General features: G+C 70.1%; 10 protein-coding genes. 7 read left to right on the top strand and 3 right to left on the bottom strand.

Annotated features, from left to right (window positions below; all coding sequences use genetic code 11):
* Positions 1-115 precede the first annotated feature (115 nt).
* From mctP to ACFRMQ_RS10270, 3 genes are all read right to left on the bottom strand, one after another.
* Entirely contained in the window at positions 116-1,726 is a 1,611-nt protein-coding gene (gene mctP, locus ACFRMQ_RS10260; RefSeq protein ID WP_380728992.1) for a monocarboxylate uptake permease MctP, read from the bottom strand.
* The gene (locus tag ACFRMQ_RS10265; RefSeq protein WP_380728994.1) at positions 1,723-2,019 is read right to left on the bottom strand and encodes a DUF3311 domain-containing protein; all 297 of its coding nucleotides are present in this window, start codon (positions 2,017-2,019) and stop codon (positions 1,723-1,725) included. Before ACFRMQ_RS10265 ends, mctP begins: the two co-directional genes overlap by 4 nt.
* A gap of 342 nt (positions 2,020-2,361) precedes the next feature.
* Entirely contained in the window at positions 2,362-3,153 is a 792-nt protein-coding gene (locus tag ACFRMQ_RS10270) for a GntR family transcriptional regulator (RefSeq protein WP_380699719.1), read from the bottom strand.
* Between the two features lie 337 nt (positions 3,154-3,490).
* Here ACFRMQ_RS10270 and ACFRMQ_RS10275 point away from each other — a divergent pair, with 337 nt between their 5' ends.
* The 7 genes from ACFRMQ_RS10275 (at position 3,491) to ACFRMQ_RS10305 (ending at position 13,305) form a co-directional block, all read left to right on the top strand.
* Positions 3,491-4,786, top strand: coding sequence for an extracellular solute-binding protein (locus ACFRMQ_RS10275; protein ID WP_380728996.1), 1,296 nt, complete (start codon positions 3,491-3,493; stop codon positions 4,784-4,786).
* 90 nt (positions 4,787-4,876) lie between these two features.
* Positions 4,877-5,902, top strand: coding sequence for a carbohydrate ABC transporter permease (locus ACFRMQ_RS10280; protein WP_380728998.1), 1,026 nt, complete (start codon positions 4,877-4,879; stop codon positions 5,900-5,902).
* Positions 5,899-6,726: a carbohydrate ABC transporter permease gene (locus ACFRMQ_RS10285; RefSeq protein WP_380729000.1), complete on the top strand. Its 828-nt coding sequence runs from the start codon at positions 5,899-5,901 to the stop codon at positions 6,724-6,726. Before ACFRMQ_RS10280 ends, ACFRMQ_RS10285 begins: the two co-directional genes overlap by 4 nt.
* Positions 6,727-6,732: 6 nt before the next feature.
* Positions 6,733-8,286: a glycoside hydrolase family 3 protein gene (locus tag ACFRMQ_RS10290; RefSeq protein WP_380729002.1), complete on the top strand. Its 1,554-nt coding sequence runs from the start codon at positions 6,733-6,735 to the stop codon at positions 8,284-8,286.
* Positions 8,287-8,743: 457 nt separating this feature from the next.
* Positions 8,744-10,021, top strand: a complete 1,278-nt coding sequence (locus ACFRMQ_RS10295; RefSeq protein ID WP_380729014.1) for an extracellular solute-binding protein — start codon at positions 8,744-8,746, stop codon at positions 10,019-10,021.
* Positions 10,022-10,250: 229 nt separating this feature from the next.
* Positions 10,251-11,336, top strand: coding sequence for an SIS domain-containing protein (locus ACFRMQ_RS10300; protein ID WP_380729004.1), 1,086 nt, complete (start codon positions 10,251-10,253; stop codon positions 11,334-11,336).
* Positions 11,337-11,784: 448 nt separating this feature from the next.
* On the top strand, positions 11,785-13,305 hold the full coding sequence (locus tag ACFRMQ_RS10305; RefSeq protein ID WP_380729006.1) for a sensor histidine kinase: 1,521 nt from the start codon (positions 11,785-11,787) through the stop codon (positions 13,303-13,305).
* The last annotated feature ends 174 nt before the right edge of the window (positions 13,306-13,479 follow it).

Below are 13,479 nucleotides of genomic sequence, written 5' to 3' on the forward strand. Positions count from 1 at the left end.
TGCCGGTCCGGTCTGGTGGTGCCCGGCGTGCACGCCTGTTCATACATATGATCGCGCCGCCTCCTCCAGTGTTCACGGAGAAGGCGGCGCGATCACAGGGCGCGTACCGCGCGAATCAGTGCGCCGCTACAGGCTCCGGCGCGTTCTCCAGCTCTTCGTCGCCGGCCTCGGCGCTGTAGTCGGACGGCCTGGTCTCGTCCGCGCCGACCGGCGCCTTGACCGCCCGCAGCACCAGGGTGAGCGCCACCGCGACGATCAGGTTGAGCGCGAAGGCGGTCACGCCGATGTAGCCGATCTCGCCGATGCCGGGGATCTCGGCCGCGTTGCCGCCGAAGTGCTTGGTGGCCGGGCTGGCGATCCCGTACGCCTTCCAGGTGCCGTACACCATGCCGGCCGCCCAGCCGGCGAACAGCGCCCAGTGGTGGAACCAGCGGGTGAACAGGCCGCCGACGATCGCCACGAAGGTCTGCAGGATCCACAGGCCGCCCAGCAGCTGGAGGTTGATCGCGGCCTGCTTGTCCATGCCGAGCACGAAGACCAGCGCGCCGACCTTCACCAGCAGCGAGACCAGCTTGGCGATCCGGGTCTCGTCGGCGGGGGTGGCGGCGGGCTTGAGCCACTCCTTGTAGACGTTGCGGGTGAACAGGTTGGCCGCCGCGATGGACATGATCGCGGCCGGCACCAGCGCGCCGATGCCGATCGCGGCGAAGGCCACGCCGGTGAACCAGTCCGGGAACATGCTCGCGAACAGCTGGGGCACCGACAGCTGGGCGTTGAAGCCCTTGACGCCCTTGCCGACGCCCGCCGCGATCGCCATGAAGCCGAGCAGCGCGAGCAGGCCCAGCATCAGCGAGTAGGCGGGCATGATCGCCATGTTGCGGCGCACGGTGGTGCGGGACTTGGAGGCCAGCACACCGGTCACCGAGTGCGGGTACATGAACAGCGCCATCGCCGAGCCGAGGCCGAGCGTGGCGTACGCCCACTGCTTGTTCTCCGGGAGGGTCAGCGAGCCGGTCCTGGTCTCCTTGAAGTGCTGCGCGACCGAGTCGAAGATGTGCCCGTAGCCGCCCAGCCGGATCGGGATGTAGATCACCGCGACGATGATCACGATGTAGACCAGGGCGTCCTTGACGAAGGCGATCAGCGCCGGGGCGCGCAGGCCGGAAGAGTAGGTGTAGGCGGCCAGCACGCCGAAGGCGATGAACAGCGGCAGGTCCTTGACGAACCAGTTGGCGTTCTCCCCGCCGCCGACGCCCAGCACGTCCAGCACGGCCTGGATGCCGACCAGCTGCAGGGCGATGTACGGCATGGTGGCCAGGATGCCGGTGAGCGCGACCACCAGCGACAGCGGCCGCGAGCCGTAGCGGCCGCGCACGAAGTCGGCCGGCGTCACGTAGCCGTGCACCCGGGAGACCGACCAGAGCCGGGGCAGGAAGAGGAAGACCAGCGGGTAGGCGATGATCGTGTACGGCACCGCGAAAAAGCCCGCCGCGCCGGTCGCGTACACCGCCGCGGGGACGGCGACGAAGGTGTAGGCGGTGTAGAGGTCGCCGCCGAGCAGGAACCAGGTCACCCAGGTCCCGAAGCTGCGGCCGCCCAGGCCCCACTCGTCCAGGTGCGCGGCGTCGCCCGCGCGGCGCCAGCGCGAGGCGAGGAAGCCCATCACGGTGACCAGGGCGAAGAACAGCACGAAGACCACGAGGGCCGGCACGTTGACGTCCTTCATCGCGCACCGCCCTTCCGGGCCGCCTTGCGGGCCTTCTCGTCCCGGTCGATCAGCAGGTAGGCGGTGACCGTGAAGACGGCCGACACCGGTACCCACAGCAGCTGGTACCAGTAGAAGAAGGGCGTCCCGGCCAGGTCGGGTTCGGTCTTGTCGTACGAGGACACCCAGAGCATCGCGACGATCGGCACGAGCAGGGCGAGACCGGCCAGCACCCGCTCGGGCGTGACGGCCGGGACGGTGCCGCCGGCCGGCTCGGGCCCGGCGGCGTCGACGGTGGGGGGATCAGAGGGCATCTTCGGCTCCGCTCCGGAGGGGTTCCCCGTCGGCGCCGCAGCCCGGCCGGCGCCGGGGCGCCGTACGGACCCGCCGAGCAGCACCATCGGTGATCGGCAGTCAGGTCATTACGGCTGGGCAATCTAGGGCATGGGGTGATCCATGTCACCGGAATTGACGGAAGTTCCCATCACTCGGACGCAACCGGCCGATGTCCGCCGCCGCGGGGCGGAAATGCGGCGCCGCGATGGCCGGAATGGACGCCGTCGTCGCAGCGCGTGAGAGCGGCGTCGCGGAATGCGAAAAGGCACCGGTGCGCGGGTCGCGCGCGCCGGTGCCCGAAGTGCGGTGGGGGAGTGCGGCTACTCCGGACGCTTCAAGCGGGTGATGAACTTGTAGCGGTCGCCGCGGTAGATCGAGCGGACCCACTCGACCGGATCGCCCTCGGCGTCGAAGGAGTGCCGGGAGAGCTGGAGCATCGGCAGGCCGAGGTCGGAGCCGAGCAGGCCGGCCTCGCGCGGGTTGGCCAGGGTGGTCTCGATGGTCTCCTCGGCCTCGGCCACGGTGACCCCGTAGACCTCGCGCAGCGCCGCGTAGAGGGAGGTGTGCTTGGCCAGGTTGCGGCGCAGGGCGGGGAAGCGCTTGGCGGAGAGGTGGGCGACCTCGATGGCCATCGGGTCGCCGTTGGCCAGCCGCAGCCGCTCGATCCGCAGCACCCGGCCGCCGGGCTTGATGTCCAGCAGCGGGGCGAGCCGCTCGTCGGCGGTGATGTAGCCGATCTCGACGAGCCGGGAGGCGGGCTCCAGTCCCTGGGCCCGCATGTCCTCGGTGTAGGAGGTCAGCTGGAGGGCCTGGGCGACCTTGGGCTTGGCGACGAAGGTGCCCTTGCCCTGGATGCGCTCCAGCCGGCCCTCGACCACCAGCTCCTGGAGGGCCTGGCGGACGGTGGTGCGCGAGGTGTCGAACTGGGCGGCCAGCGCGCGCTCGGGCGGCACCGGGGTGCCGGCGGGCTGGGTCTCGGTGAGCTGCAGCAGGTGCCGCTTCAGGCCGTAGTACTTGGGGACGCGCGCGGTCGGATCGGTGCCGGCCTGCGTCGGGAGGTTGTTCACCTCGGGGTCGTTGACCTGGGCGGTGGATCCCCCGTCGCTGCTCATCGGACCTGTTCTCCCGCTTCTCGCGGGGCCTTCCGCGGCCCCGCCACATCGTTAACGGCTCACATCGTTGCATGTATGGCTACGGAACGAATACCTCATCACGCGATGAACGATGTGCGGTGTCGTCTTGATAACGGGTGGTGGAGATCGGCCGAACAGCCGTTGACAGGCCCATTGGTCTAGGCCAAGCTCCAGGCATCTGGTCTACACCACTAGACCGGTAACTATGAATCCCCCCACCCGTTCGATGGGGTCCGCGGCACCTTATCCCCCGCTTTGTGTGGGTCTGCCGCTGCCGCCCGACGGGGGCAACCCAGGCATCCCTCAGGAGGATGGCGTGAAGCGTCAGCTCATCGCGGCGGTCGGCGTCGCAGCAATGGTCGTCGGCCTGGCGGCCTGCAGCTCGGACGGCAAGAAGAGCGAGGACAAGTCCGGCTCGACCTCCGCCGCCTCGGCTGCCGACAAGTACAAGGGCAAGACGCTGAAGGTCTGGACCATGACCGGCTCGGCCCCGAAGGGCTGGACCGACGCGGTCAAGACCGAGTTCGAGACCACCTACCCGGGCTCGAAGGTCGAGTTCACCGCCCAGGAGTGGGGTGGCATCGGCGCCAAGGTCACCACCGCCCTGTCCGAGGGCTCGGTCGACGTCCTGGAGGTCGGCAACACCCAGACCGCCGGCTACGCCGCCTCGGGTGGTCTGCTGGACATCACCAAGGACAAGGCCGCCTTCGGTGGCGACGCCTGGCCGGCCAACCAGAACGAGTCCGCCGTCCTGGACGGCAAGCAGTACGCCGCCCCGTGGTACGTCACCAACCGCGTGGTCGCGTACAACAAGGACCTGTGGGCCAAGGCCGGCCTGAGCGGCGCGCCGAAGACCCTGGAGGAGTTCTACAGCGACCTGGAGAAGCTGAAGACCACCGAGGGCGTCGCCGACCCGATCTACATGCCGGGTCAGGAGTGGTACGTCTACTTCGGTCTGCTCAGCAGCGAGGGTGGCAAGATCGCCAAGAAGGACGGCGACAAGTGGGTCGGCGGCCTGGGTTCGCCGGAGAGCCAGAAGGCCTTCGAGACCTACAAGAAGCTCCAGAGCTACTCGGTCACCGGTCCGAAGGACAAGGACGAGGCGACCCCGCAGCAGAAGGACGTCTTCGGCAAGGGCAACGTCGGCGCCATGATCGGCCTCGGCTGGGAGCTCCCGGACGAGAAGGCCGCCCTGACCAAGGACAAGATCGGCTTCTTCCCGCTCCCGGGCAAGACCGCCGACAAGCCGACCGGCGTGTTCCTCGGTGGTTCCAACCTCGCGATCGCCTCGCAGAGCAAGAACACCGACATGGCCAAGGACTTCATGAAGGTCGCCCTCAACGACAAGAACGAGGGCCTGTTCGCCGCCGCCGGCATCACCACCAACAAGCCGGCCCTGGACGCCGCCATCACCGGTGACTTCGCCCTGGCCGCCAAGGCCGCCGCGGCCTCCGGCGCGATCACCCCGAACACCCCGAACTGGGCCAGCGTCGAGGACAACCCGAACCCGGTCAAGGAGTTCCTGACCGCCGTCCTCCAGGGTGGCGACTTCGCCTCCACGGCCGCGAAGTACGACGACATCATCGCCAAGAAGCTCAACCAGAAGCAGTAGCAGCACTGAGCGGCGTCGCTCACCGACCCCCGGCGGGGGGTCGGTGGGCGGCGCCTGTCCGTCGTGGCCGGTTGTGAGGAAGTGAGAACGATGGCTGTGCATTCGCAGCGGGTGCAGACACAGTCCCCGGAGCCAGGGAAGGCTGCTGTGGCTTTTGAGAAGGGCGCCGCGGGCGGCGGCTCGAAGGGCACCGCGCCGAAGGGCTCCAGATCCGCGGGCGGTCCCGGCCTGGGCGCACGCCTCGCACCGTACCTGCTGCTGCTGCCGGCCACCGTGGCGACGCTGGCCCTGCTGGGCTGGCCGCTGATCAAGACGGTTCTGCTGTCGTTCCAGAACCTCAACCGGCGCCAGCTGGTGATGCACCTGACCGAGTGGAACGGCTTCGACAACTACAAGGAGCAGCTGACCGACCCGGAGTTCTGGGCGGTCACCGGCCGTAGCGTCGCCTTCACCCTGGTCAACGTGGTGCTGATCATGGTCGGCGGGACCCTGGTCGGCCTGCTGCTGAACCAGCTCGGCAAGAAGATGCGGCTGGTGCTCCAGATCGCGCTGCTGCTGGCCTGGGCGATGCCGGTGGTCGCCGCGACCACCGTCTACACCTGGCTGTTCGACTCCCAGTGGGGCGTCGTCAACTGGATCCTGGAGCAGCTGGGCTGGCACTCGATGCACGGCTACAACTGGCTCAGCAACGAGTACACGACGTTCTTCATCATCATCCTGCTGATCGTCTGGATGTCGATCCCGTTCGTGGCGTTCAACATGTACGCCGGTCTGACGACCATCCCCAAGGAGCTCTACGAGGCCGCCCGGATGGACGGCGCCGGCGCGGTCAAGATCTTCACCGCGGTGATCTTCCCCAACCTGAAGCCCTTCTTCCTGGCCACGACCTTCCTCGAGGTCATCTGGGTGTTCAAGTCCTTCACCCAGGTCTACGCGGTCAACGCCGGTGGTCCCGAGAGCCTGACCAGGACCCTGCCGGTGCACGCCTTCCTGGAGGGCTCCTCCGGTCAGCACTACGGCATCGGCGCCGCGATCGCGGTGCTCACCATCCTGATGCTGGGCGGGCTGATGGCGTTCTACTTCCGCATCATGATCAAGCAGGAGGACGAGCTGTGAGGCGCTCTCTCTTCGGACGTACCTGGCTGAACGTGACCGCGGCCGTCCTCGTCGTCTTCTTCGTCTTCCCCGTCTACTGGATGTTCGCGACGTCGTTCAAGCAGAACACCGACATCCTCAGTTCGACGCCGGTGTTCGTCCCGCTCAACCCGACCTTCGAGCACTTCACCACCGCGGTCAACGCGCCCAACTTCTGGACGTACGTCGTCAACAGCGTCACCGTCACGGTCGGCGCGGTGGTCATCTCGCTGGTGATCGCGACCCTGGCGTCGTTCGCCATCGCGCGGATGAAGTTCCGCGGCCGCAAGGCCTTCGTGCTGGTCGTGATGATGTCGCAGATGGCGCCGTGGGAGGTCATGACCATCGCGGTCTACATCATCTCCCGCGACAACGACATGCTGAACAGCCTCGTGCCGCTGACCTTCTTCTACATGATGATGGTCCTGCCCTTCACCATCTGGACGCTGCGCAGCTTCATCGCCGCGGTGCCGAAGGAGCTGGAGGAGTCGGCCATGGTGGACGGCTGCACCCGCACCCAGGCCTTCGTGAAGGTGATCTTCCCGCTGCTGGCCCCGGGTCTGATGTCGACCTCGCTGTTCGGCTTCATCACCGCGTGGAACGAGTTCCCGCTCGTCCTGATCCTCAACAAGGAGGAGGGCAAGACCCTGCCGGTGTGGCTGTCGTCCTTCAGGACCGCGTTCGGCGACGACTGGGGCGCCACCATGGCCGCCTCCACGCTGTTCGCCATCCCCGTGCTGATCCTTTTCATCTTCCTCCAGCGCAAGGCGGTCGGCGGTCTGACCGACGGCGCCGTGAAGGGCTGAGCCACCGTGAGCATTCTCGTTCCCACCGTCGCGGACAGCGACCAGCTGCACCGTGACGCGCTGACCGTCCTCCAGCCCGGCTTCGTCGGCACCGAGCCGCCGGAGTGGCTGCGCCGCCACCTCGCCGCGGGCCTCGGCTCGGTCGCGCTGTTCGACCGCAACGTGGTCGACCTCGACCAGCTCTCGGCGCTCACCGGGGCGCTGCGGGCGGAGAACCCCGACCTGCTGATCGCCATCGACGAGGAGAGCGGCGACGTCACCCGGCTGGAGGCGGGCTCCGGCTCGTCCTGGCCGGGCAACCTCGCGCTCGGCGTGATCGACGACCCGGCGCTGACCCGGGACGTCGCCCGCGAGCTGGGCCGGGCCCTGGCCGCGGCCGGCGTCAACTACAACTGGGCGCCCACCGCGGACGTCAACTCCAACCCGCGCAACCCGGTCATCGGCGTCCGCTCCTTCGGCGCCGACCCCGAGCTGTGCGCCCGGCACACCGCCGCCTGGGTCGAGGGCCTCCAGTCGGCCGGCGTGGCCGCCTGCTCCAAGCACTTCCCCGGCCACGGCGACACCGCGGTGGACTCGCACCACGGCCTGCCGGTCATCGACATCGACCTGGACGTGCTGCGGGCCCGCGACCTGATCCCGTTCCAGGCCGCGATCGCGGCCGGCACCAAGGCCGTGATGACCGCCCACATCATGGTCCCGGCGCTGGACCCGAAGCTGCCGGCCACCCTGAGCCCGGCCGTGCTGCGCGACCTGCTGCGCGCCGCCCCGGCCGACGGCGGCCTCGGCTACCAGGGCCTGATCGTCAGCGACGCGATCGAGATGGGCGCCATCGCCGACACCTTCGGGATGGGCGAGGGCACCGTGCTGGCCCTGGCGGCCGGCGCGGACGCGATCTGCGTCGGCGGCGGGCTCGCCGACGAGGAGACCGTGCTGATGCTGCGCGACGCCATCGTGGCGGGCGTGCGCTCCGGCCGGCTCGCCGAGGAGCGGCTGGCGGACGCCGCCGACCGGGTCCGGGCGCTGGGCAGCTGGGGCCGGATCGCGGCCCAGGGCGAGCGGGTCGAGCCGGACCTGGCGGTCGGCCTGCGGGCCGCGCGCCGGGCGCTCAAGGTGGTCCGGGCACCGGGCCTGGCGGTGCCGCCGGTGAGCGAGCGCCCGTTCGTGGCCTCGTTCTCGGACGAGCCGAACATCGCCGTCGGCGACGCCACCCCGTGGGGCGTGGCCGGCATGCTGGCCGACCGCTTCCCCGGCACCCGCACCCGCGCGGTGTCGGCCGCCGACGCCGCGCCGGAGCTGCTGGACGCCCTGGTCGACGAGGTGCTGGCCGGCGCCGAGGGCCGTCGTCTGGTCCTGGTGGTCCGGGACGCGCACCGGCACGCGTGGATGTCCGCCGCGCTGGGCCGCCTGGTGGCGGCCCGTCCGGACGCCTCCGTGGTCGAGATGGGCCTGCCCCAGTCCGAGCCGGCCGGCGCGCTGTACATCGCCACCCATGGCGCCGCCCGGGTGTGCGGGCTGGCGGCCGTGGAGGTCCTCACCGGTCAGCCGGGAGCGGTCGCCTGAACCGAAGAACGAGACGTCGCCGGCCCGCTCCGGAGGACGTCGGCCGACGGGCCCGTCATGCGCATGTCGCATGGCGGGCCCGTTCTGTTTCCCCGGTGTTCGGCCCGTGGATTCCTCAGGTGACCGTGTTCCCTCAAGCAGGCCTTAAATCCACCTTAAGATCTACTTACGGTGACGGAACGGCGACTGGCGGCCACGCGGTACAACAGCTCTGCAACGGCACCCGTAACTAAGGCTTTTGGCCGTTGACACCACCTGTGGTCTAAGCCAGAGTCCAGTCATCCGGTTCGAGATTAAACCTCTCCGGATGTGGTATCGGCCCCACCCGAAGCTCTTCGCCGCCCCCAGTCCGGACTCTCCTGCCGCGGGCGCCAATCACGCTGCCGGCGGGCAACACGGCTCTACACCCTCGGAGGACGGCGTGAAGAAGCGTCAGCTCATCCCCACGCTCGGGACCATGGCACTGGCGGTCGCCCTGACGGCCTGTTCCTCGTCCGCGAAGCCCGCGGCCGACGGCGGCGGCGGTGCCGCCGACCCGAAGGCCGCCGGCGGCACCGTCACCGTCTGGCTGATGGACGACGCCCAGAAGAACTGGCCCGACCTGGTCCAGCGGGTCAACGACGAGTTCGCGGCGAAGTACCCGAACGTCAGCCTCAAGCTGGTGTACCAGGGTTGGGCCGACAAGGTGGGCAAGCTCGACAAGGCCATCGCCGACGGCAGCGCCCCCGACGTGGTCGAACTGGGCAACACCGAGACCATGAAGTACGTGCTCTCCGGCGCGCTGGCCCCGGTGGACCGCACCAGCTTCGACAACTCCGACAGCTGGATCAAGGCGCTCGCCAACACCTGTACGTACCAGGACAAGCTGTGGTGCGTGCCCTACTACGCGGGCTCCCGGGTCGCCATCTACAACTCGACGGCCTTCCAGCAGGCCACCGGCAGCGCCGAGTTCCCGAAGACCGAGGCGGACCTGCTGGCCGCGCTGGACAAGATCGCGGACCGGAACAAGGCCGACAAGACCTACTCCCCGCTCTACCTGCCCGGCCCGTACTGGTACGCCGCGATGAGCTACGTGGCCGCGTACGGCGGCAGCATCGCCAAGTTCGACAGCGCCGGCAACTGGCACGGCACCCTGCACGACGCCAAGTCGCAGCAGGGCATCAGCCACTTCGTCGACCTCGTGCGCAAGTACAACAAGGGCGATCTGACGGTCAACGAGCAGAACCAGTTCGAGTCGATGGCCCGCGGGCACGCCGCGTCCTTCTACGGCAACGGCTACGAGGCGGCCAGCGTCACCGCGCCGGTCACCGGCGACCCGAGCATCAAGGACGCCGTCAAGGTGGCCACCATGCCCGGCCCGGACGGCAAGCCGCTGCCGACCTTCATCGGCGGCTCCGACCTCGCCGTCACCGCCAAGTCCCAGCAGGTGGCGCTGGCCACCGACTGGATCCGGATGTTCACCAGCACCAAGTCCGAGCAGGCGCTGGCCGACAAGGACATCCTGCCGAACAACCTCTCCCAGCTGAACCCGCTGAAGAACAAGCCGACCACCGCCGCCGCGGCCAACGCCGTCCCGGACGCCTGGTTCACCCCGCTGGCTCCCGGCTGGGGCGCGATCGAGAAGCAGAAGATCCTCCCGGACATGCTGTCCTCGATCCTCAAGGGCAAGTCGGTGGACCAGGCCACCAAGGAGGCCGACGCCGCGATCGACCAGCTGATCAACAAGGCGGGCTGACCGCCCGTCGCGGCACGCCCCTCCCGCTGCCTCGGGGGCGTGCCGAGGGGCGCGCCGGGGGCGTGCGAGGGTTCGGACGGGCGTGCGGACGGAGGTGCCCGGCGACGGGCGCGCCCGTAGGATTGCGGGACGAAGGACCGCAGCGAGTGTGCGGACTCGCCGCCGTGGAGGTCCCCGCCGGGCAGCCGCCCGCGCGGGGTCGAATCCGTCCCATCGGAGGCAGACCCTGATGTCCGACCCGCAGACCGTTCCCGTCCCCGGCCGGATCATGGCGGCGGAGATGGCCGAGCAGCCGGCCGTCCTCCAGCGCATCCTCGACGAGGGTGCCCCGAAGATCCGCGAGGTCGCCGCGCGGATCGCCGCCCGAGGCCCGCGCTTCGTCCTGCTCACCGCGCGCGGCACGTCCGACAACGCCGCGCTGTACGCCAAGTACCTGATCGAGATCCTGCTCGGCAAGCCGGCCGGGCTGACCTCGATGTCCACCACCACCGCGTACGGTGCCAAGCCGGACCTCACCGACGTCCTGGTGATCACCGTCAGCCAGTCCGGCGGCTCGCCCGACCTGGTGGCCTCCACCAAGGCCGCCCGCGAGGCCGGCGCCATCACCCTCGCGGTGACCAACAACGCCGCCTCACCGCTGGCCGAGGTGTCCGAGTTCCACATCGACGTGCTGGCCGGCCCGGAGAAGGCGCTGCCGGCCACCAAGACCTACACCGCCGAACTGCTGGCGCTCTACCTGCTGGTCGAGGGCCTCGCGGGGGCATGGGGGTACCCCCGGCCGAAGGCCGGGGGAGGTGGGGCCGCCAAGGACCTGCCGGGCCTGGCCGCCGGGGTGCTGGCCCGCAAGGCCGAGGTGAAGGCGCTGGCCGAGCGCTACCGCTTCGCCCAGCGCCTGGTGATCACCTCGCGCGGCTACGGCTACCCGACCGCCCGCGAGGCGGCGCTCAAGCTGATGGAGACCACCTACATCCCGGCCACCCCGTTCTCCGGCGCCGACCTGCTGCACGGTCCGCTGGCGATGGTGGACAACGTCTCGCCGGTCATCGCGATCGTCCCGGACGGCAAGGGCGGCGAGGCCCTCCAGCCGGTGCTGGACCGGCTGCGCGGGCGCGGCGCGGACCTGGTGGTGGTCGGGCAGCAGGCGCAGGTGGACGCCGCCTCGGCCGGTTTCGCGCTGCCCGCCGGAGTGCCGGAGGAGGTGCAGCCGATCCTGGAGATCCTGCCGCTGCAACTGCTGGCCCACGAGGTGACCATCGCCCGCGGCCAGGATCCGGACGCCCCGCGCGCCCTGGCCAAGGTCACCGAGACGCGCTAGGTCCCGTCCCGCGAACGAGCCGGCCCCCGGTCCACAGCTGGTGGACCGGGGGCCGTTCTCTGAGCGGCTGGCCATGGTTCGGGGCGGAAAACACTACGGGCCACGGCGCCGACACGGGACCCTCAACCCATGCGGCACCGTAGCCCGAAGCTGTCGTCGGGCGCCGGGTTCGACCGAGAACTGTGCGGGGTCCTCGCTCGGCGGCGTCCGACCGAGGAGGGGCCGCGCGCGGTCAGGGCAGTTGCGCGGGGGGCCTCTCCTTGGTGCCCTTTCATTGTGGACTAGACCAATCTCGGTTGTCCAGGCCTCTCCGAAAATTGGTCTAAACAACTCAGGCGGGAAACGGGGGCCCGCCGGGCCCTCCCGCCAGGCCCTCCCACCAGGCCCCGGACGGTCCGCCCTCCGGTCCGCCGCGCCCCGTCCGGACCGGCGGCGCTACCCTCGCCATGTGCCCTCGCTGAACGAACTCGTCCGCCGCCACACCACCCTGACCGGGGCCGACGTGGAATGGCTCCACATGCTGGTCTCGGAGTGGCAGCTGCTCTCCGACCTCTCCTTCGCCGACCTGGTGCTGTGGATCCCCACCTGGGACGGCATCCGCTACGTCTCGGTGGCGCAGATGCGGCCCAACACCGGGCCCACCTCCTACCAGGACGACATGGTCGGCCACCTCGTCCCGCGCGGCCGCCGTCCGCTGCTGGACGCCGCCTTCGACGAGGGCCGGATCGTGCGCGAGGGCGATCCGGAGTGGCGAGAGGAGGTGCCGGTCCGGGTCGAGTCGATCCCGGTCCGGCGCGAGGGAAAGGTGCTCGGGGTGATCGCCCGCAACACCAACCTGCTGACCGTCCGCACCCCCAGTCGGCTGGAGCTCACCTACCTCCAGAGCGCCTCCGACCTGGCCCAGATGATCGCGGCCGGCTCCTTCCCCTTCCCCGGCGCCGAGCAGGCCGACATGGACGCCGCGCCCCGGGTCGGCGACGGCCTGATCCGGCTGGACGCGGACGGCGTCGTCACCTACGCCAGCCCCAACGCCCTCTCCGCCTACCACCGCCTCGGCCTCACCACCGACCTGGTCGGCAGCCACCTCGGCCGCGCCACCGCCGACCTCGCCCCGCCGTCCCGCTCGGCCGTCCACGAGGCACTGGTGAAGGTGGCGAGCGGCTGGGCGCCCCGGCAGACCGAGGTGGAGGCCCAGGGGGGAGTGGTGACCCTGCGGGCGATCCCGCTCAAGCCCAAGGGCACCCTGACCGGTTCCCTGGTGCTCTGCCGGGACGTCACCGAGCTGCGCCGCCGCGACCGCGAACTGATGACCAAGGACGCCACCATCCGGGAGATCCACCACCGGGTGAAGAACAACCTCCAGACCGTCGCGGCGCTGCTGCGGCTGCAGTCCCGCCGGATGGACTCGGAGTCCGGCCGGGCCGCGCTGGACGAGGCGGTGCGCCGGGTCGGCTCGATCGCGATCGTGCACGAGACGCTCTCCCAGGCCCTGGACGAGCAGGTGGCCTTCGACGAGATCGCCGACCGGGTGCTGGCGATGGCGATGGAGCTGTCCCAGGACGGCCGGGTGGCCACCCGCCGCAGCGGCAGCTTCGGCATCCTGTCCGCCGAGGTGGCGACCCCGCTGTCGATGGTGCTGACCGAACTGCTCCAGAACGCCCTGGAACACGCCTTCGGACCGACGGCCTCCGGGAACCTGGAGGTGAGCGCGCTGCGCGGCCGGGCCCCGGCGACCGGGATGGGCTGGTCGGACACCTGGAACGGCGGCGCCCGGCCGGAGGAGTACCTGCTGATCACGGTGCAGGACGACGGTCGCGGCGTGCCGGAGGGGTTCGACCCGAAGACGTCGGGCAACCTCGGGCTCCAGATCGTCCGGACGCTGGCCACCGGTGAGCTGGGCGGCACCTTCGACATGGTGGCCGGCCCGAACGGCGGGACCAAGGTGATCCTGGAGATCCCGGTCCGCTGAGGCGCCGGTCCGCCGAGCCGTTCGTCGGGCCGTTCGTCGGGCCGTCCGCTGCGACACCGGCGCGCGGAGGCGCAGGTTGCTCGAAGGTGCGCGATGGGGGCGTGAGCCCGGCGAGAGCGCCGGGTGCACGCTCCGCGCGCCGGAGCGCGGAAACAGAAACGAGGCCCTGTCGAC

The sequence above is a fragment of the Kitasatospora sp. NPDC056783 genome, assembly GCF_042789895.1.
GTDB lineage: Bacteria > Actinomycetota > Actinomycetes > Streptomycetales > Streptomycetaceae > Kitasatospora.

Coding starts and splice junctions, on each gene's coding strand:
- ACFRMQ_RS10265 (WP_380728994.1), bottom strand. CDS start 2,019: ATGCCCTCTGATCCCCCCACCGTCGACGCCGCCGGGCCCGAGCCGGCC.
- ACFRMQ_RS10295 (WP_380729014.1), top strand. CDS start 8,744: ATGGCACTGGCGGTCGCCCTGACGGCCTGTTCCTCGTCCGCGAAGCCC.
- mctP (WP_380728992.1), bottom strand. CDS start 1,726: ATGAAGGACGTCAACGTGCCGGCCCTCGTGGTCTTCGTGCTGTTCTTC.
- ACFRMQ_RS10300 (WP_380729004.1), top strand. CDS start 10,251: ATGTCCGACCCGCAGACCGTTCCCGTCCCCGGCCGGATCATGGCGGCG.
- ACFRMQ_RS10280 (WP_380728998.1), top strand. CDS start 4,877: ATGGCTGTGCATTCGCAGCGGGTGCAGACACAGTCCCCGGAGCCAGGG.
- ACFRMQ_RS10270 (WP_380699719.1), bottom strand. CDS start 3,153: ATGAGCAGCGACGGGGGATCCACCGCCCAGGTCAACGACCCCGAGGTG.